The following is a 24,384-nucleotide window of genomic DNA, read 5'->3' as shown; positions in this document are numbered from 1 at the left end:
GCCTCGCGCCGTCCCGCCCCGCCCCGAAGTTGATCTTGGAGTAACTGCAGAGTTGCCGGGCGATTTGCCCGATTGATTCCGCAGTTACTCCAAGATCAACCGGGGCTGGCTGAGCGAGTGGCGGTGACGGGAAGCGGTGACGGGAAGCGGTGAGGGGGAGCGGTGACGGGAAGCATCGTGTATCCATTATCTTCACGGTATGACGAACGACAGGGTGATCGCCTCGTGGTCGGAGTCCGGGTACGCGGCACAGTGGCAGCAGGCCGACGGGATGTCGGCGATGCTGCGGCTGCCGTGGGCCATCGCGACGACGCTGGTCGGGCACGAGCGTGCGCCGCAACGTGTCGTCGACGTCGGGAGTGGGCCCGGGACGTTCCTCGCCGCGTTGCTCGAGGCGTACCCGGAGGCGCGCGGCGTGTGGATCGACGCCTCGCCGGACATGAGGGAGCGCGCGGCTGAGACGCTGGCCCCGTACGCCGGCCGGGTCGAGTACGTCGTCGGGGATGCGGCCGGCCTCAGTGCCATGGAGGCCGCCCGCGACGCCGACGTCGTACTGAACTCGCGCGTGGCGCACCACTTCGACCGGCCGGGGCTCGAGGCGTTCTACCGCGACGCGGCCGGGCTGCTCGTGCCGGGCGGCTGGCTGGTGACGCTCGACCACATCCTGCCGCCGGGCGACTGGGACCGCCGCTACCGCGACGTGCTGCCGATCTTCGCCGGGCCGCACGCCGGGAAGCCGTCGCACCCGCACTACTTCCCGTTCCCGAGCATGCTCGACCACCTCGACGCGCTGGCGGAGGCGGGCCTGACCGACGCCGACCTCGCCTGGCGGGCGTTCTACACCTGCCTCTATGTGGCGCGAAAGGCCGCCTGACCCACGCGACGCACCCTTCCGGAGTGCGCTCACGGCTGGTATCTTGTATCGCATGGTACCTGGCGAGGGTCAGATCATGACCAACCTCCGGCGCGGGGCGCTGGAGTACTGCATCCTGGCCCTGGTCCGCGACGGCGAGCGGTACGGGCTCGACATCGCCCGCGAGCTGACCGACGGCGTGCTCATGGCCGGTGAAGGCACCCTGTACCCGCTGCTCTCGCGGCTGCGCAAGGGCGGGCTGGTCGCGTCGTCGTGGCAGGAGTCCGAGTCCGGGCCGCCGCGCCGCTACTACCGGCTGACGCCCGACGGGCGCGCCGCGCTGGACACGTTCGAGAAGACCTGGCAGCCGTTCCGCGACGCCGTCGACCGCGTGCTCGCGGCCGGGCGAGCGTGACCGCCATGGAGGAGCCCATGCTCACCGCCACGCAGCACCAGCGCATCGACCGCTACCTGGCCGAGCTCGACGGCGCGCTCGGCGGCCTGCCCGAGACCGAGCGGGCCGACGTCGTCGCCGGCGTCCGCGAGCACATCGAGGCCGCTCTGACCGACCGGGGCGGCATCACCGATGACGACGTCGACGAGGTGCTGCGGGCGCTCGGTGACCCGCTCACCATCGCGGCCGGGGCCACCGGCGACGACGGCGGCAGCCCCGGTCCCGCGACGGTCGCCTCAGAGGACGACCGGGTTCGCACAGTCCCGATGCTGCAACGTGATTGGGTGCCCGGCTTCGTGATGGTGGGCCTGCTGATCGGCCCGCTGGTCCTGACGCTGCTCGCGACGATCGGGGGGATCTTCCTGCTGCCGTTCGTGATGCTGGGCGGCTGGGCAGTGCTCTGGATCTCGCCGTTGTGGACGCCGCTGGAGAAGCTGGCCGGCACGTTCCTGCTGCCGGGCGTCGGCATCCTGCTGTTCGTCGGCCTGTTCACGACCGGATCGACCGAGGTGTGCGGCGGCGGGATGCGGGAGGACGGCAGCACCTACCAGACGTGCACCACCGACGGTTGGTTGACGCCGATGGTGTTCTGGATCACCTTCGTCGCGGTCGCCGCCCTGAGCATCGGCACTGCCTACGTGCTGTACCGGAACGGGCGCCGGCGGACGGCCGCCCTGGCTCAGAGCTTCTCGACCGGGGCGTAGCGCAGCAGCAGCGTCTTCAGGCCGTTGTCGCCGAAGTCGACGGTGGCCTTGGCGTGCTCGCCCTGCCCGGCGGTGGCGACGACGGTGCCGAGGCCGAACGCGTCGTGGGTGACACGGTCGCCGGCGGACAGCGCGACGACGGGGCGGTTGCCCGCACCCGTGGGCCGGCCGCTGACCGGCTGGCGGCGCGGGGGCGGCGGGGTGTTCCACTTCGTCTGGTCGGCCTCGGTGCGGCGCCAGTCGATGAGCTCGTCGGGGATCTCGGCCAGGAACCGCGACGCCGGGTTGTGTGCCGGCGAGCCCCACGCGCTGCGCAGCAATGCCCGCGACAGGTACAGCCGCTCGCGCGCCCGGGTGATGCCGACGTAGGCGAGCCGGCGCTCCTCTTCGAGCTCCTGGGAGTTGCCGCCGAGCGAGCGCTGGTGCGGGAAGACGCCGTCCTCGAGGCCGGTGAGGAACACCACCGGGAACTCGAGGCCCTTGGCGGTGTGCAGGGTCATCAGCGTGACCATGCCGTCGTGGTCGTCGCCCTCGGGGATCTCGTCGGCGTCGGCGACCAGGCTGACCTGCTCGAGGAACCCGGACAGCGAGCCGTCGGAGCCGTCGCCCGCCTCGTACTCGCCGGCGACGGCGACCAGCTCGCGCAGGTTGTCCAGGCGCGTCTCGTCCTGCGGGTCGTCGGACTCGGACAGCTCGGCGGCGTAGCCGGTGCGGTCGAGCGTCGCCTCGAGGACGGCGGCCGGGCCGACGCCGTCGTCGACCAGGGCCCGCAGCTCGTCGGTGAGCTGGACGAACCCCTCGATGGAGTTGACCGAGCGGGTGGCGATGCCGGGGGCGTCGGCGGCCCGGCGCAGCGCCTGGAAGAACGTGGTGCGCTCGCGCTGGGCCAGCGCCTCGACCATGGCCTCGGCGCGGTCGCCGATGCCGCGCTTGGGGACGTTGAGGATGCGCCGCAGCGACACGGAGTCCTCAGGGTTGGCAAAGAACCGCAGGTAGGCCAGTGCGTCGCGGATCTCGCGCCGCTCGTAGAACCGGGTGCCGCCGACGACGCGGTACGGCAGGCCGACCCGGACGAAGATCTCTTCCAGCACACGGGACTGGGCGTTGGTGCGGTAGAACACCGCGACGTCGCCGGTCTTGGCCTCACCGTCGTCGGTGAGGCGGTCGATCTCGTCGGCGACGAACTGTGCCTCGGCGTGCTCGTCGTCGGCCACGTAACCGACGATCTTGGCGCCGTCGCCGCTGTCGCTCCACAGCCGCTTCGGCTTGCGGCCGGAGTTGCGGGAGATGACGGCGTTGGCCGCGGACAGGATGGTCTGCGTGGAGCGGTAGTTCTGCTCGAGCAGGATGACACGGGTGTCGGGGTAGTCCTCTTCGAACTGCAGGATGTTGCGGATGGTGGCGCCGCGGAAGGCGTAGATGGACTGGTCGGCGTCGCCCACCACGCACAGCTCGGCCGGCGGCACCGCGGGCTCGTCCTCGCCGGAGATGACGCCGGTGCCGACGAGCTCGCGCACCAGCACGTACTGGGCGTGGTTGGTGTCTTGGTACTCGTCGACCAGGATGTGCCGGAACCGCCGCCGGTAGTTCTCGGCGACGTCGGGGAACGCCTGCAGCAGGTGCACCGTCGTCATGATGAGGTCGTCGAAGTCGAACGCGTTGGCCTCGGTGAGCCGGCGCTGATACAGCTCGTAGGCCTCGGCGACCATCTTCTGCTGGTGGGTGTCGGCCCGGGCGAGCGCGGTCTCGTAGTCGACGAGCTCGTTCTTGAAGTTGCTGATGGTGTAGCTGAACTGCCGCGGCTGGTAGCGGCGCGGGTCGAGGTCGAGCTCGCGGCACACCATGGCCATGAGCCGGTGGGAGTCGGCCTGGTCGTAGATGGAGAACGACGACGTGTAGCCGAAGTGCTTGGCCTCGCGGCGCAGGATGCGCACGCACGCGGAGTGGAACGTGGACACCCACATGATGTCCGACCGCTTCCCGACGAGGTCGGAGACCCGCTCCTTCATCTCGCCGGCGGCCTTGTTGGTGAACGTGATGGCGAGGATGGATCCCGGATGCGCGTTGCGCTCGCCCAGCAGATACGCGATGCGCCGCGTGAGCACCCGCGTCTTGCCCGACCCCGCGCCGGCGACGATGAGCAGCGGCGCGCCCTGATGGGTCACCGCGTCGCGCTGCGGCCCGTTGAGGCCGTCGAGCAACGCCTCGGGGTCGCGTGACCGACGCTTGACCGGCTTCTGCGGCACGGCCGCGTCGGTCAGGGTGAGGTCGTCGAAAAGGGCACTCATTGCCGGCGGGTCACACTCGCCTTCTCACTCGCTTGGCGCTGGCGCACCCAGCCTATGCCCGTCCGCCGACAGACTCCGCCCGAACACGCTTACGAACGCCCGTTCGATCGGCGGACGTGTCGCCGAAGAGATCCGGGAGGCGGTGTCGGATCGCGGTGGTGGGGTTCGTCGCAGGGATGAGGCCCGCCCACGACGGGCTGCGCCACGGCAGAGGAGCCGCGATCGGGCACCACCGTCCTGTCCGGAGATCCGCGACCGCCGTCCGAGACACTCCCGGCAGGGCGCGACCGTTCGCGCAGACCGGCCCGGATCTCGGGCCCGACCCGATTAGTCGCGCGTCGACTCGAAGGGGCGTGACGATGCAGGTCTCCCGGCCGGCCGGGCGCCCGCTGATCGCCGAGGGCTGCTGGTCTTCGCGGGCGGACTCGCCGACACCAGCGCGGCCCTTCGTGCGAGCGAGTTCGGGACGGCGACCACCAGGGTGCACGACGAGGACGGCGCCGGGTGGTCGCCCGCGCACGACCTCGCCCCGCATGACCTCCCACGCATGACCTCGCCGCCGACGGGAACGATCGGCGTGGGAGCGGAGCGATGGCGGACGACACGTTCACGCCGTACGGCGCCTCCCACGTGGCCGTACTGGCGGTGCTGACCGCGCTGGCCTGGTGGCTGGTGCGGCAGGGCCGCGCGGTCCGCGGCACCCCCGCGGCGGACCGGCTGAGCACGGGCTTCGCCGTCGTCTTCCTGGCAGTGACGCTGCCGCTGCAGGTGTACTTCAACCTGCCCGGCCGCTTCGACCTGGGCCTGTCGCTGCCGGTCCAGCTGTGCGACCTGGCCTGGCTGGCGGCGATCCACGCGCTGCTGACCCGCCGCCGCTGGTCGGCCGCACTGACGTACTACTGGGGCCTCACGCTCAGCGTCCAGCCGATCCTCACCCCGGATCTGGACGCGCAGTTCCCCGACCCCGCGTTCGTCCTCTACTGGGCGATGCACGGCCTGACCGTGGTCGCCGCGGTGTTCCTGACGTGGGGGCTGGGCATCCGGCCCGGCTGGGACTCCTACCGGGTCGCGGTGACGGCGACGGCGGTGTGGGCGGCGACGGTGTTCGCCTTCAACTCTGCCGCGGACGTGAACTACGGCTTCCTCAACGAGAAGCCGGACTCCGCGTCGCTGCTCGACCTGTTCGGCCCCTGGCCGTGGTACCTGGTGGTCGAGACGACGCTGATCGTCGCCGTGTGGGCCCTGATCACCTGGCCGTGGACGCGGACGCGACCTGCGCGTCGAGAAGAGCCCGGTACGCGTCCAGCTCGGCCCGGTGCTCCGCGATCAGGGTCTCCTGGTGCTCGGCCTCGACGGCGGACCAGACCGGGATGAGCCCGGTGGACTGCTTGCAGGCGACGTCGGCGACGGCGGTGGCGATCTCTTCGGCGCTCGCGACGTCCGAGGCCCACCAGCGCGGATCGTCGTTGGCCTCCATGGGCGCGGCGTAGTCGAAGCCCGCGGCGGCCAGACAGGACGACCAGGCGGCGAACGCGTCGGCCACGCGAGGGTCGGCCATGGCGGCGTGCCAGGCGCCGGTCTGGACTTCCGACACCAGCTCCGCGCCGGCCCGCAGCCCCGCCTCGTCGCTCGCGGCGGACGCCCGGGTCGTCTCGCTCAGGCAGGCGACCAGCACCTCGAGCTCGGCGTCTGTGTGCGCCTCGTGGAACTCGCGCCGCACGTCGGCCGTCGCCGGCGGGTGGTAGCCGTGCGTGGCCGCGATCTCGGGGTCGGCGACGGCGTAGCGGCGGTCGTGGCGAGTGGCGACGGCGGCGGCGGACTCGGCCGCGGTGCCGAACGGGAGCGGGCCGACCTGTGTCGCGTCGAGTCCGGCCGACGCCGCGCACTCGCGCACCCGGGACTCGGCCGCCCGCCCCAGCGCCTGGTCCTCGGCCGCGGTGAGCGCGTATGCGTCGAGCGGCAGCGTGAGGCCGCCCGTCCGCGGCGCCACCGATCCCGCCGACCGCACCTGAATGGCCTCGCCGGCGGCATCCGACGACGGGACGGCGACGTCGCCCGGCGCGCTGCCGCAGCCGACGAGGGCGACGGGAAGGACGAGGACGACGGCGGTTCGGACGAGACGTGCGGCAGTCATGCCTGAGGCCTTTCGGATGCCACCGATCAGCCGCACACCAGCGGCGACCTGTGGCACCAGTTGAACGATGCGTTGTCGTTGTACGTGTCGCCGAGATTGCGTTTCGTGAGCGGCGTCACGTCGTCAGCCGGCCCAGCATAACCAGAATTGAAATAGATGCGCGCGGTGAAGTATCCGTCGAGGTTCCAGGCCGACGCGGCGCGGTTCTTGACCGATTGCCCGGCGCCCGCGCCGGCACCGAGGAACGCGTACGGCCCGAAATCGGTGACCTTGTACCGGAAGTCGTGACTGGCGCCGCGCTGGCCGGAATTGTAGAAGAGACACAGCTCGAGGCCGCCGCACCCGCCGTCGTGCTCAGCGGCCGCCGCAGCCGGCACATAGCCGCTGACCAGAGAGAACGACAACATGCCGGCCACTACGGCGGCGGTCAGGCGGCGGATCGGCGTCACAGGCAGGACCTCCCGGTCGGGCTCGGCTGCCCGCCACCCTAACCCGAACGCCTCCGGCCGGCCGAACCGCGCAGCACAGCGCCGGAGTCAGCTCCAGAAGACGGCGATGACGACATTCGCCGCGGACAGCCCGAACAGCGCGAAGAACACGCCGTCGGCGATCGAGGTGCGCTTGCGATAGGCGAAGCAGAGCGCAGTCACGATCAGCACGACTACGAGTTTCACGCCGACTTTCACCTGGTTGACGTCCTTGCCCAGCGAGGCGATCGCCTCGCCCATGCCGACCATCGCGACGCCCGTGACGAGCTGCGTCAGGGCGCCGTGCAGCATGGCCAGGTTCACGACCCGGCCGCCGCGCGCGCTGAGCTGGACCATGATCCCGCCGAGCAGGCTGGCCAGGCCGAAGAAGTGCAGCACGAGCACGAGGTCGTAGACGAACTCCATGATCACCCTTCCCGCATCGAGGCGGGAGTCACCCTACTACGGCGCGTCGTACTTCGCCGCGGCGGGGGCGATCAGACCAGCCGGCGGTCCGTCGCCCACCGGGTCAGCTCGTACCGGTTCGACAGTTGCAGCTTCCGCAGGACGGCGGACACGTGCGTCTCGACCGTCTTGACGGAGATGAACAGCTCCTTCGCGATCTCTTTGTACGCGTAGCCGCGCGCGATGAGCCGCAGCACCTCGCGCTCGCGCTGGGTGAGGCGGTCGAGGTCGTCGTCGACGGACGGCGCCTCGGTGCCGGCGAACGCGTCGAGCACGAACCCGGCCAGCCGCGGCGAGAAGACGGCGTCGCCGTCGGCCACGCGCCCGACGGCGGAGACGAGGTCGTCGCCGGTGATGGACTTGGTGACGTAGCCCCGGGCACCGGCCCGGATGGTGCCGATGACGTCCTCGGCGGCGTCGGAGACCGACAGCGCGAGGAACCGCACGGCGGGCTCCTTAGGGTGCACCTGGCGGATCACCTCGGCGCCACCGCCACCCGGCAGGTGCACGTCGAGCAGCACGACCTCGGGCTTGGTCTCGAGGACCACCTTGACCGCCTCGGCGGTGTCGGCGGCCTCGCCGACGACGTCGACCGACGGTGCCTGCGCGAGCTCGGCGCGGACTCCGGTGCGGAACATGGCGTGGTCGTCGACGAGGACGACCCTCACCGGGCCGGCGTCGGCGGGCCTGGCGTCGTCTGGCTTGGTCTCGCTCACGAGGATCTCCTGGTCGACAGTCGTACTTCGGTGCCTTCGCCGGGTGCGGACCGGATGGTGGCCTCGCCGCCGTGGCGCTCCATGCGCCCGATGACCGAGCGTCGCACACCCAGCCGGTCCTCGGGGACGGAGTCCGGGTCGAATCCCGCGCCGCGGTCGCGGACGAAGACCTCGACGCCGTCGTCGCCGGCCTCGACGAAGATGTCGATCTTGGCGGCGCCCGAGTGCTTGGCGGCGTTGACGGTGGCCTCGCGGGCGGCCTTGAGGACGGCCCGCGCGACGTCGTCGATCTCGGCGTCGCCGACGGTGACCACCTCGACCGGCGTGCCGAACGCGTCCTCGACCTCGGCGGCCATCTTCGTCAGCGCGGCCGCCAGCGAGGAGCCGTCGTCGACGAGGTCGCTGTAGAGCCAGGCGCGCAGATCGCGCTCCTGAGCCCGGGCCAGCCGGACGACGGCGCGGGGGTCATTGGCCTGCTTCTGGATGAGCGCCAGCGTCTGCAGCACGGAGTCGTGCAGGTGGGAGGCCATGTCGGCGCGCTCCTGCGAGACGATGCGGGCGCGCCGCTCGGTCTCGAGGTTGCGCCACAGCTTCCACAGCCACGGCCCGGTGATGAGCCCGACGCCCACGAGGATGACCAGCACGCCGCCCAGCGCGTCCATGGTCGCGTCGAACTGCCCCTGGCCCACCAGGAAGACCACGACGCCGGCCACGACGACACCGGCACCGGCGACCACGCGCATGGCCGCGATCCAGCCGCCCCTGCCGGTCAGCGCCGCCAGCCACGGCAGCCGCGGCGAGATGGCCGACAGCCGGCTGCGCTCCTGCTCGTCGGCGGCCCGCCACACCAGCGTCAGGCCGGCGGCGGCCAGCAGCAGCGGGAAGAACACGGCCGGGCTGACGCCGAGCGGGGTCTGCTGCACCAGCAGCCACACGCCCGCGCCGAGCACGACCAGCGCCGCCAGCTGCCCGAGGTCGCCCGTGCGCTGCACGAACGTGCGCCGCTTGCGCTTGCCGGTGCGGGTGGCGGCCGCGAGGCCCGCAGGCGCCTGCTCATCCTCGGCCTCGCGCGCCAGCGCCTGGTCGAGCGGCGTGAAGATCCACAACGCCAGATAGAGCACGACGCCGAACCCGGAAACGGCGCTGAGCAGGCTGAACGCGATGCGCACGGCCAGCGGCTGCACCTTGAACTGCGCGGCCAGTGCGACGGCGACACCGGCGACCATGCGGCCGTCGGACGACCGGGCGAACCGCGGCGGGGCGCCCGGGTCGGCGGTGGGGTGGGGCGTGCGGCCGGTCTTGCCCGCCGGCGGCTCACCGGGCGGCAGCGCACGCGGGCTCCGCTCCGTCGCCGCGGCCGCCTCGGACTCCGGGACCGGGTCGTCGTCGACGGGGTCGGCGACGGCGTCAGCGGTGCGGTCGTCGACGGGGCGGGTGATGTCGCCGTCGACGGGGCTGGCGGTGTCGCCGCCGGCCTCGTCGGGACGCGCCGGACCACGCGCCGCCGGACCGGCGGCACGGGGCGTCGGCACAGTGCTCATGACATCGATGGTCACACGCGCGAGCGCGCGCCGCCATGAGGGACCTCCCGGAGATCGCGACTCGGGGGCCGTTCCGGGTCATCCCCGATGCATTCGGGGCCCTCGCCTCGGCATCATCGGTGCCATGAGTGATCTGCCTCCTGCCTCCCCCGCCGCGGCCGCCACGCCGCGCGTCACCGACGAGTTCCGGTCTCTGCGCCGCAGCCGGTCGGACCGTGTCGTCGCGGGCGTGCTCGGCGGGCTCGGCCGGCGGCTCGGCATCGACCCCGTCGTCCTCCGCGTCACCACCGTCGTCCTGGCGATCTTCGGCGGCGTCGGCGTCCTCCTCTACGCCATCGCCTGGCTGATGGTCCCGGCCGAGGACGAGGAGCGGTCGATCCTCGACCAGGCGCTGGGCCGCGGCGAGAACCGCCGCTCGGGCACCGTCCCGCTGGCGCTGCTGCTGGCGACCGTCGGCCTCGTCTCCGGCATCGGCATCATCGCCGGCACCTGGGACGGCGGCGTCCTGCTGCTCCTCGCGATCATGGGCGTCTACCTGCTGCTGCGCCGCCGCGACGACGAGGACGAGCGGGCGCGCGCCGAGGGGCCGCAGGAGGCCTGGTTCGACTCCCCGTACGTCTACGACCCGACGGTCGCGCCCACGGCACCGGGCGCGACGGCGGCCGGCACGGCCAGCGCGGCCACCGGCACGGCCGGCGCGGCCACCGGCACGGCCGGCGCGACAGCCGGCGCCGCCACGACGCCCGGCCCGGCCGGCCCGACCAGCGGCTGGCCCGAGGGCCCCGACTGGGGACCGCCGCCGGCGCCGCCCACGCCCGCACCGCCGCTCCCGCCCGAGAAGCCGGCCAAGCAGCGCTCACACCTCGGCCTGATCACGTTCTGCCTCGCGCTGGTGTCGGTCGGCGTGCTGGCCGTCAACGAGGCCGCCTGGGCGAACTACCCGCCGGCCCTGTTCGTCGCCGTGCCGCTGGGCATCGTCGCGATCGGCCTGCTGGTCGGGGCCTGGTACGGACGCTCACGCGGCCTGATCTTCCTCGGCATCCTGTTGTCGCTGGCGCTGATCCCGGCCACGTGGCTGTCGCAGTGGGACTTCAGCGACGTCGGCGACGCCACCTACCGCTACACCACGGCGAGCCAGGTACCCGTCGACAAGCAGGAGCACGGCGCCGGTTCCATCCTCTACGACCTGTCCGCCGTCACCCTCACCGACGGCCAGACCACTCACCTGGACGTCTCGCAGGGCGTCGGCGAGCTGACGATCATCCTGCCGCCGGACGCCGACGTCACCGTCGAGCGGGCTTCCATCGGCGCCGGCGACATCACCGTCTTCGACGAGTCGCGCGACGGGGCCGGCGTGGAGTACATCGGTGTCGTGAACAACGGCTCCGACGGCCCGGGGGGTGGCCGCATCGTCATCCATGCCGAGATCGGCGCGGGCGAGCTGGTGGTGACCCGATGAAGCGACACGACACCGACGTCGTCTCCCTCGTCTTCGGACTTCTCTTCCTTGGAGTGAGCGCCATGTGGCCGTTCGTGCACTACGACGTGCTGGGCTTGTCGGGCCTCGAGGTCGCCATGCCGGTGCTGCTGGTCTCGATCGGACTGGCCGGGCTCATGGCGTCGCTGAGCAAGCTGCGCCGCGAGCGCGACCCGAAGGCCTGATCCCGGGCCGCGACCGCGGTGTCGGGGTGGTCGGTGAACACGCCGTCCACTCCGGCGCCGTAGTACACGGCGAACTCCCCCAGCGCGTCGCCGTGCCCGGCCGCCTCCCAGCCTCGTCGCCGGTCGGCGGGCAGGAACGAGTTCTCGTTCCGGAACGTCCAGGTGTGCACCGCCATCCCGAGGTCGTGGGCGTCGGACACCAGCCGGCCGGGGTGGCCGAGCCGGCCCTCCGGGTCGCGCGGCACCACCAGCGACTTGTGGGCCCCCAGCACCGCCGCGTAGGCCGACACCTCGCGCAGGCCCGTCGGGGTCAGCATGTCGACGAACCGGCGCCCGTCCTCGGCACGCTCCCAGTCGTAGGGGCGGCCGGTGATGTCGACCAGCTGCACCAGCGGCACCGACGTGCGGGCGGCCAGCCGGCGCAGCACCGCCGGCTCGTAGGACTGCACGAACACCGGGATGCCGGCCCGTTCGAGGCGGAAGCCGCGCAGCACCTCCATGAGGGCGTCCTCCGACGACAGCCCACGCTCGGCGAAGTAGGTCGGGTGCTTGAGCTCCGGGTACAGGCCGACGGGGCGTCCGCGGCGCCGGCCGCCCTCGACGGCGAGCGTGATGATCTCGTCGAACGTCGGCACCCGGAGCCGGCCGTCGTAGGCCTGGTTGGCCGGGCGCAGCTCGGGGATCCGCTCGCGCGCGTACAGCGTCTTGAGCTCGGCGAGGGAGAAGTCGTCGATGAACCAGCCGGTCAGCTCGCGGCCGTCGACGAGCCCGCGGCGGCGCCGGTGCGCGAACTCCGGCCGCTCGGCGACGTCGGTCGACGTGGACAGCTCGGCGTCGTGCCGCGCGACCAGGACGCCGTCGCGCGTGAGCAGCAGGTCGATCTCGAGGTAGTCGGCGCCGAGGTCGATGGCGAGCTGGTAGCTGGCCAGCGTGTGCTCCGGGCGATAACCGCAGGCACCGCGGTGCGCGATGACGATGGGTCGCGGGCGGCCGACGGTGTCCGACATGTGGTCAGGCTAGGGATCCACCGTGTCACGCCGACCACGCCGATTCGAACTGGGCGTGACGCGCTGCCCAACGCACGCGCACATTCGGGCCTCGCACCCATATCCCCCCGCTGGCGCGTGACCTGGCGGCCGACCGTCAGCGATTCTCCCCCCGCTGGCGCGTGACCCAGCGGCCGGCCGTCAGCAATTCCGGTCAGGACCACTCCCATGATCATCAATCGTGGCGCGACGATCAAGGGATGGTGGGCCGGATCACTCCCACTCGATGGTGCCCGGCGGCTTGCTGGTGACGTCGAGGACGACGCGGTTGACCTCGCGGACCTCGTTGGTGATGCGCGTGGAGATGCGCTCGACCACGTCGTAGGGCAGCCGCGACCAGTCCGCCGTCATGGCGTCCTCGCTGGACACCGGGCGCAGCACGATGGGGTGGCCGTAGGTGCGGCCGTCGCCCTGCACGCCCACCGACCGCACGTCGGCCAGCAGCACGACGGGGAACTGCCAGACGTCGCGGTCGAGGCCGGCCGCCGTCAGCTCCGCGCGGGCGATGGCGTCGGCGCGGCGCAGGATGGCCAGCCGCTCGGCGTCGACGGCGCCGACGATGCGGATGCCCAGGCCCGGGCCGGGGAACGGCTGGCGCCAGACGATCTCGGCCGGCAGGCCGAGCTGCTCGCCGACCGCGCGCACCTCGTCCTTGAACAGCGTGCGCAGCGGCTCGATGAGGCTGAACTGGAGGTCGTCGGGCAGGCCGCCGACGTTGTGGTGACTCTTGATGTTGGCCGTGCCCTCGCCGCCGCCTGACTCGACGACGTCGGGGTAGAGCGTGCCCTGGACAAGAAACTCAACCGACTCGACCCCATCCTCGCCGGCCTGGGCGACGATGTCGCGGGCGGCCTGCTCGAAGACCCGGATGAACTCGCGGCCGATGATCTTCCGCTTCTCTTCGGGGTCCTCGACGCCCTTGAGCTGGGTGAGGAAGCGGTCGGCGGCGTCGACGACGTGGAGGTCGACGCCCGTGGCGGCCACATAGTCGCGCTCGACCTGCTCGGACTCGCCCTCGCGCATGAGCCCGTGGTCGACGTAGACGCAGGTCAGCTGGTCACCGACGGCGCGCTGGACCAGCGCGGCGGCCACGGCGGAGTCGACGCCGCCGGACAGCCCGCAGATGACCCGCTTGGCGCCGACCTTCTCGCGGACGGCCGTGACGGTCTCGTCGACGATGTTGGCCATGGTCCACGTGGGCGCGGCGCCGGCGATCTCGTAGAGGAAGTGCTGCAGGACCGCCTGGCCGTGCTCGGAGTGCAGCACCTCGGGGTGCCACTGCACGCCGGCCAGACCCCGGGCGACGTCCTCGAACGCCGCGACCGGGGTGTCGGGCGTGCCGGCCAGCACCTGGAAACCGGCGGGGGCCTCGGTGACGGAGTCGCCGTGGCTCATCCACACCTTGGTGCCGGTGTCGACGCCCTGCAGGAGCGTGCCGGCGCTCCGGACGGCGAGGTCGGTGCGGCCGAACTCGGACCTGCCCGTGTGCGCGACGGTGCCGCCGAGCGCCCGCGCCATGGCCTGGAAGCCGTAGCAGATGCCGAACGCCGGGACCCCTGCCTGGAACAGCGCGTGGTCGACGGCCGGGGCGCCCTCGGCGTAGACGCTGGACGGCCCGCCGGACAGGATGATCGCCTTCGGGTTTCTCGCCAGCAGGTCGGCGACCGGCATGGTGTGCGGGACGATCTCGGAGTAGACCCGCGCCTCACGCACGCGCCGCGCGATCAGCTGGGCGTACTGGGCGCCGAAGTCGACGACGAGAACGGTGTCATGGGAGGTCTCGGCCACCCGCCAAGAGTAGTCGAGGCCGTCACCGCGCGTGGCTGCGCTCGCCGGTCGGAGAGTCCCTGCCCACCTCACGCGCCGCCGCTTCGGAATGACCACGTTCACCACCCGATTCCCTGCTCCACGAGGCCTGCGGACCTCGTGACGGGCGGAGGATCCTGGTGATGCAGGCGCGGCGCCGCAGCGGCGCCCCTCCGCCGCGGCGGCGCCCCTCCGCCACGGCGACACACCTCCGCCGCGGCGGCGCCCCTCCGCCGCGGCGTCTCTCCACCGCCGCGGCGTCTCTCTACCGCCGCGGCGTCTCTCCACCGTGCGCCCGGCCCGGGGCCGGGCGGTCGCCGTCGCACGTCACGAGGATCACCTGTGCATCACGAAGCCCGCAGGCCTGCTGTGGGACGGGATCGGGTGGTGAACGTGGTCATTCTGGGCGGGTGGGAACGCTCCCACCCGCGGGAAAACCAGGTGCGACCGGCCCTTCACGGTTCGTACTGTGGTCTGTCGTGCGCGCTCTCCCCTACGCCGACCCCGGCGTTCCCGACACTCGCTCCCGCCTGAGGTTCCTGGGCTGGCTGGCGCGGGCGCAGTGGCGCACGCTCGTCGTCGGGGCGTTCTTCGGCGTCGTGTGGATGGTCTCGCAGGCGCTCATGCCGTGGGCCATCGGTCACGGCATCGACGGCATCATCGACGACGACTCCGGCAGCACGGCCCGCTGGGCGGTGCTCGTGGCCGGTCTCGGGCTCGTCCAGGCGCTCGCCGGCGTCATGCGGCACCGGGCGTCGGTGGCCAACTGGCTCTACTCGGCGTTCCGGGTCATCCAGCTGGTCTCCCGGCACGCCGCGCGCACCGGTCCCGCCGTCCCGAAGACCATGTCCACCGGCGAGGTCGTGGCCACGGTCTCCAGCGACTCCATGCACATCGGGCACGCCATGGAGGTCTCGCCCCGCTTCGCCGGCGCCATCGTGTCCTACGCGCTCGTGTCGGTCATCGTGCTCGACACGTCGGTGCCGCTCGGGCTCATGGTGCTCATCGGCGTGCCGCTGCTGGTGGTCGCGATGGGCCCGCTCATCCGGCCGCTGCAGGAACGCCAGCGCCGCCAGCGCGAGGCCCTGGGTGACCTGACGGCGCTCGGTGCCGACACCGTGGCCGGCCTGCGCGTGCTGCGCGGCATCGGCGGCGAGAAGGTCTTCGTCAGCCGCTACGCCGAGCGCTCCGAGACCGTGCGGGCGGCGGGCGTCCGGCTGGCCGGCACCCAGGCGCTGCTCGACGCCGTCCTGGTGCTGCTGCCGGGCGTGTTCCTGGTGCTGCTGACCTGGGTCGGCGCGCGGTCGGTGCTCAGCGGCGACATCGACCCCGGCGCGCTGGTGGCGCTCTACGGCTACGCGTTCTTCCTGCTCATGCCGGTCCGCACGGCCGGCGAGATGGCGTTCGTGGCCACCCGCGCCATGGTCGCCGCCCGCCGTGTGCTGGCGGTGCTGGCCATCGAGCGCGAGGTCCGCGACGAGGTCGCTCCCGGCGCCACCACGGCGGCGGGTGAGCTGCCGCCGTCGTCGGCCGACGAGGTGCTGGTCGACGACGCCACCGGGCTGCGGGTGCGGCCCGGGTCGCTGACCATGCTGGTCTCCGACGAGCCGGCGTTCACCGCCGCGGTCGCCGACCGGCTGGGCCGCCTGGTGCCCGGCAACGGCGTACGGCTCGGCGACGTGCCGCTCGACCGGCTGCCGGTCGCCGAGGTGCGCCGCCGCGTCGTCGTCAGCGACCCCGAGCCCACGCTGTTCACCGGGTCGCTGCGCAGCGGGCTCGACCCGTACGGCCGGCACGACGACACCCAGCTGATCAGGGCCATGGAGACCGCGTCGGCCGGCGACGTGCTCGAGACCCTGCGCGACGGCCTCGACTCCATGGTCGAGGAGCGCGGCCGGTCGCTGTCCGGCGGGCAGCGCCAGCGGGTCGCGCTGGCCCGGGTGCTGGTCCGCGAGCCCGAGGTGCTGGTGCTCGTCGAGCCGACCAGCGCCGTCGACGCGCACACCGAGGCGGCCATCGCCGGCCGGCTGCGCGACGCCCGGGCCGGGCGCACCACCGTCGTCGTCACGGCCAGCCCGCTCCTGCTGGCCAAGGCCGACACCGTCGCCTGGTTCGACGACGGCCGCCTGGTCGCCACCGGCAGCCACGACGAGCTCATGAGCACCACCCCCGCCTACCGACGCACCGTGACCCGAGAGGAGGACCCCGAATGAGCACGGCGCTCCCCGTGGCGACCCCGGCCGAGGTCCGCCGCGAGGCCGGCCGGCTGTTCCGGCGGCACCGCACCACGCTGACCGTCGCGCTGGTCGTCCACGTCCTGGCGGCCGGCGCGGGGCTGGCCGGTCCGTTCCTGCTGGGTCAGATGGTCGACGTGGTCACCGGGTCCGGCTCCGCCGCGCGGGTGGACGTGCTGGCGGCGGTCCTGGCCGGCTGCATCGTCGTCCAGGCGCTGCTGACGCGCGTGGCCATCCGGCGGTCGCTGGTGCTCGGCGAGCGGGTGTTCGCCGAGCTGCGCGAGACGTTCATCACCCGCGTGCTCGGCCTGCCGCTGTCCACCGTCGAGCGGGCCGGCACCGGCGACCTCGTCGCACGCACCACCGGCGACATCGACGCGCTGTCGCGGACCGTGCGGTTCGCGGTGCCGGAGATCCTGGTCGCGCTGGTCACCACGGTGCTCACGCTGACCGCGGCCGTGCTGGCCGGGCCGCTGGTCGCGCTGGGCGCCATCGTCGGCGCGCCGCTGCTCATCGCCGGCACCCGCTGGTACCTCAAGCGGGCGCGGGCGGGGTACCTGTGGGAGCGGGCGTCGTACGCGACCATCAACGGCACGATCACCGAGACCGTCGACGGCGCGCGCACCATCGAGGCGCTGGGCCTGGGCGACATGCGGGTCACGCGCTCCGACGACGACCTGCGCGAGGCGTTCGCGGCCGAGAAGCGGACGCTGTTCCTGCGCAGCGTCTGGTTCCCGACGGCCGAGTTGGCGTACGTGCTGCCGGTCGTGGCCACGCTGGCCTGGGGCGCCTGGCTGGCGTCGGCCGGCCACGCCACCGCCGGGCAGGTCACCGCCGTCGTCCTCTACATGGTCCAGATCGTCGACCCCGTCGACCGGCTGGTCTCGTGGCTCGACGAGCTGCAGGTGGGGCTGACGTCGTTCGCGCGGGTCGTCGGCATCGCCAACGTGCCGCCGGACCGGACGCCGTCCGGTGCGGTGCCGTCCGGCGAGGACATCGCGGCAGAGGACGTGCGCTACGCCTACGTCGAGGGCCAGGACGTCCTGCACGGGGTCTCGCTGGACCTCGCGCACGGCGAGCGGCTGGCCATGGTCGGGCCGTCGGGCGCGGGCAAGTCGACGCTCGGGCGGCTGCTGGCCGGCATCCACCCGCCGCGGATGGGCCGCGTCGACGTCGGCGGCGTGCCGCTGGTCGACCTCGACGTCGATCGGCTGCGCCGCGAGGTCGTGCTGGTCACTCAGGAGCACCACGTGTTCGTGGGCACGCTGCGCGACAACCTCGCGCTGGCGGCGCCGTCGGCGACCGACGAGGAGCTGCTGCGAGCGCTGGCCGCCGTCGACGCGTCGGAGCTGGTCGAGGCGCTGCCCGACGGGCTCGACACCGTGGTCGGTTCGGGCGGGCATCAGGTCGGGCCGGCGTTCGCCCAGCAGATCGCGCTGGCCCGCATCGTGCTGGCCGACCCGCACACGCTGGTCCTCGACGAGGCGACCTCGCTGCTCGATCCGCGGGCGGCCCGGCACCTCGAGCGGTCGCTGTCGGCGGTGCTGTCGGGCCGGACGGTCGTGGCGATCGCCCACCGCCTCCACACCGCCCACGACGCCGACCGGGTGGCCGTTGTCGAGGGGGGCCGCATCGCCGAGCTCGGGTCGCATGACGACCTCGTCGCCGAAGGCGGCGCCTACGCCGCGCTCTGGGAGTCCTGGCACGGGTCGTCGGCGCCGGCCGACGCCCGCTGACCCATGATCATGTTCCCTCGGTCGTTCACACGCCGCCAGGGAACATGGTCATGAGGATGGGAGCAGGTCGTTGGCGGTGCGCAGGACGCGCGGATCCATGAAGGCGGCGGGGTCGAGGCCCGGCGGGGCGCTCACCCGGAACGTCACCTGCTCACCCGGCAGGAGGGTGACCAGCTGGTCGTCGACGACGGCGTCGGGGTGGGCCTTGTCGGCCAGGAGGGCGAGGTCGCGGACCAGTGACTCGGCCGTCACCCGCACCCGGTATCCGTCGTCGCCGGCCGGTTCGGCGACGGCGCGCAGCCGCGGCGCCGTCAGCCGCGAGTCGCGGTAGTCGGCGAAGAACCAGAGGCCACGCACGTCGCCCACCGACGCGACCACGAGCTCCGCCGCCGCGTCGCCCGCCGCCGCGACGGCACCCGGCACCGGAACCGGCACGCTCGCCCGCGGCGGCGCCGAGACCGGCACCGTCGCGGCGGCCAGGGAGTCGCCGTCGTAGGTGAGCCGCCGCAGCGACAGCTCGCCGTCCCACGCCGACGGCGAGTCGTTCACCACGACGGCGACCAGCCCGCCGTCGCGCGGCTGCACCGTCAACAGGCGGTCGGCATAGGCGTGCCGCAACGCGTAGAGCAGCGGCTTCGCCCGGCCGTCACCGTCGACCGCGGCCCAGGAGGTCACGGGCCAGCAGTCGTTGAGCTGCCAGACGATGCTGCCGGTGCACCGGGAGCCCAGCGACCGGAAGTGCTCGACGGCCACCGCGATGGCGACCGCCTGGTTCAGCGACATCGCCCAGTGCCAGTCCTCGACGTCGCCGGGAACCGGCAGGTGCGGCACCAGCCCGTCGGTGAGCTTGTCGTTCCCGTTGCCGGCCTTCTGGTGGACGATCATGCCCGGCGACTCCGGCGTCAGCGGGTCGTCGCTGATCGCGCGGCGCAGGGTCGACCACGTCGGCGGGCCCTGCCAGCCGAACTCGGCCACGAACCGCGGCTCGGTGTCGCGGTAGGTCGCGTGGTCGAGGCGGTTCCACTGGTCCCACAGGTGGACGGTGCCGTGGTGCGGGTCGTTCGGATGCGGCGCCGGGTCGCCCGCACCGCCCGCGACCGGAGGCGGCGAGAACGGGCTGCCCGGCGTGTATGGACGGTGCGGGTCCAGCTCGGCCACGAGCCGCGGCAGCAGCCCGGTGTAGTAGCCCAGCCCCCAGCTGCGCCCGTCGAGCCGCGGCTGCCAACCCCAGTCCTCGAACCCCCACAGGTTCTCGTTGTTGCCGTTCCACAGCACCAGGCTCGGATGCGGCAGCAGCCGCACGACGTTGTCGCGGACCTCCGCCTCGACCTCGCCGGCCAGCGGCTCCTCCTCGGCGTACGCGGCGCAGGCGAACAGGAAGTCCTGCCAGACGAGGATGCCACGCTCGTCGCAGAGGTCGTAGAAGTCGCCGGACTCGTAGACGCCGCCGCCCCAGACCCGCAGCAGGTTGAGGTTCGCCTGCTCCGCCTGGTCCAGCCGGCGCGCGTACCGGGCGCGGTCGACGCGGTGCACGAAGACGTCGTCGGGGATCCAGTTGGCGCCGCGGACGGCGACCGGCTGGTCGTTGACGACGAAGCCGAAGGACGTGCCGTGCTCGTCGGGCTCGATGTCGAGCCGGACGGTGCGGAACCCGACCCGGCCGGTCCATCGATCGGTGACGGCGTCAGCCGCGGCACCGCCGGTGCTCACCCGGACGTCGAGCGGGTAGAGCGGCTGCTCGCCGTAGCCGCGCGGCCACCAGCGCCGCACGCCCGGAATCTCGACCTCGACGACGGCGGACGGCGCGCCGGCGGGCACCTCGGCGGCAGCGAGGATCCCCTCGACGGCGACGGTCACGGTGACCGGCGCGCCCGGCTGCGCTGCGGCGTACTCGAGGCCGGCGTGGACGCCCAGCCGGCCGGTGTCGCCGTCGACCGTGGTCAGCGGCCGCACCGACGCGAGCCGCACCCCGGACCACGCGTGCAGCTCGACCGGCCGCCAGATGCCGGCGGTCGCGAGGTCGGGTCCCCAGTCCCAGCCGAAGTTGCAGGCGGACTTGCGCATGGCGTTGTACGGGTGGTGCATGGTGTGCGGCCGGTAGCCCAGTTCGAGGCTCTGCCGGTCGGCGTACCGGACCGGCGACTCGAACGTCACCACCAGCTCGTTCGCGCCGTCGACGAGGGCGGCCCGGGCGTCGAGGCGGTACGTGCGGTGCTGGTTCGCCGTGCGCGCCAGCTCCTGCCCGTTGAGCACCACGGTGGCGACGGTGTCGAGGCCGTGGAGGACGAGGTCGTGCCGCTCGTGGCCGTCCGGCGACCACCCGAACGTGGTGCGGTACTCCCAGTCGCACCGTCCGATCCAGGCGACCAGGTGCTCGTGGTCGTCGAGGTACGGGTCGGGGATCAGGCCGGCGGCGAGCAGGTCGGTGTGCACGCAGCCCGGCACCACGGCAGGCACCGAGCGGCCGGTGACGGCGGCGGGCACCGGCCCGCCGGCGGCGCGCACGCTCCAGCCGTCGTGCAGCGCGCGGAGCGTCACGGGCGCCCGAACCGGCGCATGACGCGCAGCGACTTGGCCAGCGCGTCGCTGAACGTGTCGTAGGACATGCCGGCCGGCGGGGCGATGTTGTGCGCCCGCTGGACGGCGATGGCCTGCGGCTCGGTGTAGCGCAGGATGCCCTCGCGGCCGTGGCGCCGGCCGAGGCCCGACGCGCCCATGCCGCCGATGGGGAGGTCGTGGCTGCCCCAGGTGGCGGAGTAGCCCTCGTTGACGTTGACCGACCCGGCCCGCAGCCGGCGGGCGACGGCCACGCCGCGGCGCAGGTCGGACGTCCAGACGCTGGCGTTGAGGCCGTACGGGGTGTCGTTGGCCAGCTCGACGGCCTCGTCGTCGCCGGCGACGGAGTAGACGGAGGCGAGCGGGCCGAACGTCTCGAGGTCGGCCGCGAGCATGCCGGGCCGGACGCCGTCGAGCACCGTCGGCTCGTGGAACCAGGGCCCGAGGTCGGGCCGGGCCCGCCCGCCGCTGAGAACCCGTGCGCCCTTGGCGACGGCATCGTCGACATGGGAGCGGACCTTGTCGAGCTGGGCCTGTGACATCAGCGAGCCCATGTCGCAGGAGTAGTCGAACGCCGCGCCGACTCGCATGGACTCGACCCGGCCGAGGAACCGCTCGAGGAACGGCTCGCGCACCCGCGCCGCCACGTACAGCCGCTCCATGGACATGCAGAGCTGCCCGGCGTTGGAGAAACAGGCCCGGACGGCGGCCTCGGCGGCGCGATCGAGGTCGGCGTCGTCGAGGATCAGCATGGGGTTCTTGCCGCCCAGCTCGAGCGACGCCCCGACCAGCCGCTCGCCCAGCCGCGCCGCGACGATGCGGCCGGTGGCGGTGGAACCGGTGAACGAGACGTAGTCGGCGTGCTCGACGACGGCGCCCCCGATGACCGGGCCGTCGCCGGAGACGATCTGCCACAGCGCCTCGGGCAGCCCCGCCTCGATGGCGATGGACCGCGCCAGCAGCGCCGTCAGCACGGCCTGCGAGTCGGGCTTGTGCACGACGGCGTTGCCGGCGACGAACGCGGGCAGGCAGTCGGAGATGGCCAGCGTGAGCGGGTAGTTCCACGGCGAGATGACCCCGACGACGCCCTTGGGGCGGTAACCCTCGATGGCGCGGGTCAGCCCGGGCAGCGCACCGAGGCGACGGCGCTCGCGCAACACCCGCGGCCCGCGCGCGGAGACGTACCGCGCCGCCAGCGCGACGTCGGCGACCTCTTCGAACGCGTCGCGCCGGGCCTTGCCCGCCTCGGCCTGGACGAGGTCGGCGATCTCGGCGCGCCGGTCGAGCACGAGGTCGTGGATGCGGCCGATGATGCGCGCGCGCTCGGCGACCGGCCGGGCGGCCCACCAGTGGGCGGCGTCGCGGGCGGCGGCGGCCGCGGCGGCGACGTCGTCGGGCGTGGACAGCGGCACCTCGGCCAGCGGGGTGCCGCTGAACGGCGCGACGGCGACGACCCGCTCGGCGCGCGGGCGGGCGACGACGCGGTCGGTCAGCCGCTCGAGGAGATCGTGGTCGACGACGGCGTCGACGCTGACTGTGCTGCTCATCGCCGCCAGCCTACGGTGCGGGGCGCAAGAAGTGCCTCGTCTACCGCAGGACGGTGACCTCGACGCGCTGGAACTCCTTGACCTCGGTGTAGCCGGTGGTGGCCATGGCGCGGCGCAGCGCGCCGACGAGGTTCATGGAGCCGTCGGCGAGGTAGGACGGCCCGCCCAGGATCTCGGCCAGCGGGCCGATGCTCCCGACGTGCACCCGCTCGCCCCGCGGCAGATCGGCGTGATGGGCCTCGGAACCCCAGTGCCAGCCGCGCCCCGGCGCCTCGGTGGCCCGGGCCAGCGGCGAGCCGACCATGACGGCGTCGGCGCCGCAGGCGATGGCCTTGGCGATGTCGCCGGACCGGCCGATGGAGCCGTCGGCGATGACGTGCACGTAGCGGCCGCCGGACTCGTCGAGGTAGTCGCGCCGGGCGGCGGCGACGTCGGCCACCGCCGTGGCCATGGGGACGGTGAGGCCGAGGACGGAGCGGGTGGTGTGCGACGAGCCGCCGCCGAAGCCCACCAGCACCCCGGCCGCGCCGGTGCGCATGAGGTGCAGCGCCGCCTGGTACGTGGCGCAGCCGCCGACGACGACCGGGACGTCGAGCTCGTAGATGAACTGCTTGAGGTTCAGCGGCTCGGCCCGGCCCGAGACGTGCTCGGCGGACACCGTCGTGCCGCGGATGACCATGATGTCGACCCCGGCGTCGATGACGGCCTGGTGGTAGCGCTTCACGCGCGGCGGCGACAGCGCGCCGGCCACCGTGACACCGGAGTCGCGGATCTCGCGCAGCCGGTCGGCGATGAGGTCCTCGCGCACCGGAGCGGCGTAGATCTCTTGCAGCCGGTTGAGCGCCTTGCCCTCCTCGAGCCCGGCGATCTCCTCGAGCAGCGGCTCGGGGTCCTCGTACCGGGTCCACAGCCCCTCGAGGTCGAGCACGCCCAGCCCGCCGGCCCGCCCGAGGGCGATGGCCATGGACGGCGACATCACGGAGTCCATGGGAGCCGCGAGCAACGGGATCTCGAACCGGTAGGCGTCGATCTGCCAGTGCGTCGACACCTCCTCGGGATCGCGGGTACGACGCGACGGCACGATGGCCACGTCGTCGAACGCATACGCCTGGCGGCCGCGCTTGCCACGGCCGATCTCGATCTCCGCCACCTGCAGAGGATATCGGAGCCGCCGAGCGGTCAGGGATGCAGCAGGACGTTGCCCACCTTGTGGCCGGTGTCGACGCGTGCGTAGGCCTCGGCGATGCCGGCGAGGTCGTACGCCTCGTCGACGACGACGGTGAGGGCGCCGTCGGCGACCAGGCCGAGCAGGAGCTCATAGTCGGCCCGGCGCTCCGGGGCGACGCCGGCGGCGACGTTCCCGCGGGCGCGGACGGTGTCGCCGAGGCTCCCGACGGCCAGCAGCAGCCGGCCCGACGGGGTGAGCAGCGGCCGGCCGGCCTTGATCGAGAGGTTGCCGACGGTGTCGAGCACGATGTCGTAGCGCTCGGTCGTGCGGGTGACGTCGTGGCGGGTGTGGTCGACGACGTGGGCCGCGCCCAGCTCGGTCACCAGGGCGGCGTTGGCGCCGCCGGTGACCCCCGTGACCGTCGCGCCGAAGTGGCGGGCCAGCTGGACGGCGTTCGTGCCGATGGCGCCGGACGCGCCGTTGACCAGCACCGTCTGTCCGGCCGTGAGGTGTCCCTTGTCGCGCAGGAAGAATAGCGCCGTCGTGCCGCCGAACAGCACGCCGGCGGCGTCGTCGTGGCTCACGGGCGCGGGCTTCAGCGCGGGCTTGTCAGCCCGGACCGTCACGTACTCCGCGTGCGCGCCCATCCTCGCGCCGAGCAGGCCGCACACCTCGTCGCCCTCCTTCAGCCGGGTGACGGCGGACCCCGCCGCCTCGACCACGCCGGAGTAGGCACTGCCCAGGATCTTCCTCCGCGGCCGGAACACGCCGAAGGCCAGCCGCGCGAACGGCGCGAAGCCGGGCGGGAACCGCGCGGCCCGCAGCCGGGCGTCGCCCGACGTGACCGCAGCCGCACGCACCCGGACCAGCACCTCGTCCGCCTTCGGCTCCGGCCGCGGCACGTCGGCGACGCGCACGACGTCGGGCGGGCCGTACCGGTTGGACACCGCTGCCTTCATGATGCGCTCCCTTACACCCGTAAGTCTCAGGAGCACGATAGCCTTACA

18 protein-coding genes are annotated in these 24,384 nt (G+C 73.0%); 7 read left to right on the top strand and 11 right to left on the bottom strand.

Going from position 1 to position 24,384, the window contains the following annotated elements; all coding sequences use genetic code 11:
* The first annotated feature begins 199 nt into the window (after positions 1-199).
* The 3 genes from E1212_RS19100 to E1212_RS19090 are packed head-to-tail and all read left to right on the top strand — an operon-like array spanning position 200 to position 2,011.
* Entirely contained in the window at positions 200-874 is a 675-nt protein-coding gene (locus E1212_RS19100) for a class I SAM-dependent methyltransferase (protein WP_131985343.1), read from the top strand.
* A 52-nt stretch (positions 875-926) separates the two neighbouring features.
* Positions 927-1,268 carry a PadR family transcriptional regulator gene (locus E1212_RS19095; RefSeq protein ID WP_131985341.1) on the top strand — a complete coding sequence of 114 codons (342 nt, stop codon included), beginning with the start codon at positions 927-929 and terminating at the stop codon, positions 1,266-1,268.
* Positions 1,269-1,273: 5 nt separating this feature from the next.
* The gene (locus tag E1212_RS19090) at positions 1,274-2,011 is read left to right on the top strand and encodes a DUF1700 domain-containing protein (protein ID WP_131985339.1); all 738 of its coding nucleotides are present in this window, start codon (positions 1,274-1,276) and stop codon (positions 2,009-2,011) included.
* Here the strand turns inward: E1212_RS19090 and pcrA are convergent.
* Positions 1,987-4,299 (bottom strand): DNA helicase PcrA, encoded by a 2,313-nt coding sequence (pcrA, locus tag E1212_RS19085; RefSeq protein ID WP_131985337.1) that lies wholly within the window; start codon positions 4,297-4,299, stop codon positions 1,987-1,989. The two genes, E1212_RS19090 and pcrA, sit on opposite strands and share 25 nt — an antisense overlap.
* A 591-nt stretch (positions 4,300-4,890) precedes the next feature.
* Here pcrA and E1212_RS19080 point away from each other — a divergent pair.
* The gene (locus tag E1212_RS19080) at positions 4,891-5,673 is read left to right on the top strand and encodes a YwaF family protein (protein WP_131985335.1); all 783 of its coding nucleotides are present in this window, start codon (positions 4,891-4,893) and stop codon (positions 5,671-5,673) included.
* A 786-nt stretch (positions 5,674-6,459) separates the two neighbouring features.
* On the opposite strand, the gene E1212_RS19075 is transcribed toward E1212_RS19080, so the two are convergent.
* The 4 genes from E1212_RS19075 to E1212_RS19060 form a co-directional block, all read right to left on the bottom strand.
* Positions 6,460-6,882 (bottom strand): peptidase inhibitor family I36 protein, encoded by a 423-nt coding sequence (locus E1212_RS19075; protein ID WP_131985333.1) that lies wholly within the window; start codon positions 6,880-6,882, stop codon positions 6,460-6,462.
* An 87-nt stretch (positions 6,883-6,969) separates the two neighbouring features.
* Positions 6,970-7,326 carry a hypothetical protein gene (locus tag E1212_RS19070; protein WP_131985331.1) on the bottom strand — a complete coding sequence of 119 codons (357 nt, stop codon included), beginning with the start codon at positions 7,324-7,326 and terminating at the stop codon, positions 6,970-6,972.
* 71 nt (positions 7,327-7,397) lie between these two features.
* On the bottom strand, positions 7,398-8,081 hold the full coding sequence (locus E1212_RS19065; RefSeq protein WP_275296190.1) for a response regulator: 684 nt from the start codon (positions 8,079-8,081) through the stop codon (positions 7,398-7,400).
* A complete protein-coding gene (locus E1212_RS19060; RefSeq protein ID WP_131985327.1) occupies positions 8,078-9,622 on the bottom strand; it encodes an ATP-binding protein in 1,545 nt (514 codons plus the stop codon). The genes E1212_RS19065 and E1212_RS19060 overlap by 4 nt, the downstream gene beginning before the upstream one ends.
* Positions 9,623-9,746: 124 nt before the next feature.
* On the opposite strand from E1212_RS19060, the gene E1212_RS19055 reads away from it, so the two are divergent.
* Entirely contained in the window at positions 9,747-11,081 is a 1,335-nt protein-coding gene (locus E1212_RS19055) for a PspC domain-containing protein (protein WP_162605546.1), read from the top strand.
* Between the two features lie 79 nt (positions 11,082-11,160).
* Here the strand turns inward: E1212_RS19055 and E1212_RS19050 are convergent, their stop codons facing one another.
* Together E1212_RS19050 and guaA are read right to left on the bottom strand one after the other, a co-directional pair.
* Complete coding sequence (locus E1212_RS19050) at positions 11,161-12,291, bottom strand: glycerophosphodiester phosphodiesterase family protein (protein WP_131985323.1); 1,131 nt, start codon at positions 12,289-12,291, stop codon at positions 11,161-11,163.
* 252 nt (positions 12,292-12,543) lie between these two features.
* Entirely contained in the window at positions 12,544-14,118 is a 1,575-nt protein-coding gene (gene guaA, locus E1212_RS19045) for a glutamine-hydrolyzing GMP synthase (protein WP_131985321.1), read from the bottom strand.
* Between the two features lie 497 nt (positions 14,119-14,615).
* On the opposite strand from guaA, the gene E1212_RS19040 reads away from it, so the two are divergent.
* Together E1212_RS19040 and E1212_RS19035 are read left to right on the top strand one after the other, a co-directional pair.
* Positions 14,616-16,349, top strand: coding sequence for an ABC transporter ATP-binding protein (locus E1212_RS19040; protein ID WP_131985319.1), 1,734 nt, complete (start codon positions 14,616-14,618; stop codon positions 16,347-16,349).
* Positions 16,346-18,106, top strand: a complete 1,761-nt coding sequence (locus E1212_RS19035) for an ABC transporter ATP-binding protein (RefSeq protein WP_131985317.1) — start codon at positions 16,346-16,348, stop codon at positions 18,104-18,106. Before E1212_RS19040 ends, E1212_RS19035 begins: the two co-directional genes overlap by 4 nt.
* A gap of 48 nt (positions 18,107-18,154) precedes the next feature.
* Here E1212_RS19035 and E1212_RS19030 read toward each other — a convergent pair whose 3' ends face one another.
* From E1212_RS19030 to E1212_RS19015, 4 genes are read right to left on the bottom strand one after another with little or no spacing between them, the layout of a single operon-like run.
* On the bottom strand, positions 18,155-20,644 hold the full coding sequence (locus tag E1212_RS19030; protein WP_131985315.1) for a glycoside hydrolase family 2 protein: 2,490 nt from the start codon (positions 20,642-20,644) through the stop codon (positions 18,155-18,157).
* On the bottom strand, positions 20,641-22,209 hold the full coding sequence (locus E1212_RS19025; RefSeq protein ID WP_131985313.1) for a succinic semialdehyde dehydrogenase: 1,569 nt from the start codon (positions 22,207-22,209) through the stop codon (positions 20,641-20,643). Before E1212_RS19025 ends, E1212_RS19030 begins: the two co-directional genes overlap by 4 nt.
* 40 nt (positions 22,210-22,249) lie before the next feature.
* Positions 22,250-23,359 (bottom strand): GuaB3 family IMP dehydrogenase-related protein, encoded by a 1,110-nt coding sequence (locus E1212_RS19020; RefSeq protein WP_131985311.1) that lies wholly within the window; start codon positions 23,357-23,359, stop codon positions 22,250-22,252.
* Positions 23,360-23,388: 29 nt separating this feature from the next.
* Positions 23,389-24,336, bottom strand: a complete 948-nt coding sequence (locus E1212_RS19015; RefSeq protein WP_131985309.1) for an NAD(P)-dependent alcohol dehydrogenase — start codon at positions 24,334-24,336, stop codon at positions 23,389-23,391.
* Positions 24,337-24,384: the final 48 nt, after the last annotated feature.

Origin of the sequence: Jiangella ureilytica (assembly GCF_004348545.1) — a bacterium.
Classification (GTDB): domain Bacteria; phylum Actinomycetota; class Actinomycetes; order Jiangellales; family Jiangellaceae; genus Jiangella; species Jiangella ureilytica.
The sequence above is the reverse complement of the archived record's forward strand: the minus strand, read 5'-3'. Positions and strand labels throughout refer to the sequence as shown.

What these genes read in the sequence shown, in the direction of transcription:
- E1212_RS19035 (WP_131985317.1), top strand. Translation starts at nt 16,346, where the DNA reads ATGAGCACGGCGCTCCCCGTGGCGACCCCGGCCGAGGTCCGCCGCGAG.
- E1212_RS19095 (WP_131985341.1), top strand. Translation starts at nt 927, where the DNA reads ATGGTACCTGGCGAGGGTCAGATCATGACCAACCTCCGGCGCGGGGCG.
- E1212_RS19100 (WP_131985343.1), top strand. Translation starts at nt 200, where the DNA reads ATGACGAACGACAGGGTGATCGCCTCGTGGTCGGAGTCCGGGTACGCG.
- E1212_RS19070 (WP_131985331.1), bottom strand. Translation starts at nt 7,326, where the DNA reads ATGGAGTTCGTCTACGACCTCGTGCTCGTGCTGCACTTCTTCGGCCTG.
- pcrA (WP_131985337.1), bottom strand. Translation starts at nt 4,299, where the DNA reads ATGAGTGCCCTTTTCGACGACCTCACCCTGACCGACGCGGCCGTGCCG.
- E1212_RS19090 (WP_131985339.1), top strand. Translation starts at nt 1,274, where the DNA reads ATGGAGGAGCCCATGCTCACCGCCACGCAGCACCAGCGCATCGACCGC.
- E1212_RS19050 (WP_131985323.1), bottom strand. Translation starts at nt 12,291, where the DNA reads ATGTCGGACACCGTCGGCCGCCCGCGACCCATCGTCATCGCGCACCGC.
- E1212_RS19015 (WP_131985309.1), bottom strand. Translation starts at nt 24,336, where the DNA reads ATGAAGGCAGCGGTGTCCAACCGGTACGGCCCGCCCGACGTCGTGCGC.
- E1212_RS19060 (WP_131985327.1), bottom strand. Translation starts at nt 9,622, where the DNA reads ATGAGCACTGTGCCGACGCCCCGTGCCGCCGGTCCGGCGGCGCGTGGT.
- E1212_RS19080 (WP_131985335.1), top strand. Translation starts at nt 4,891, where the DNA reads ATGGCGGACGACACGTTCACGCCGTACGGCGCCTCCCACGTGGCCGTA.
- E1212_RS19025 (WP_131985313.1), bottom strand. Translation starts at nt 22,209, where the DNA reads ATGAGCAGCACAGTCAGCGTCGACGCCGTCGTCGACCACGATCTCCTC.
- E1212_RS19055 (WP_162605546.1), top strand. Translation starts at nt 9,747, where the DNA reads ATGAGTGATCTGCCTCCTGCCTCCCCCGCCGCGGCCGCCACGCCGCGC.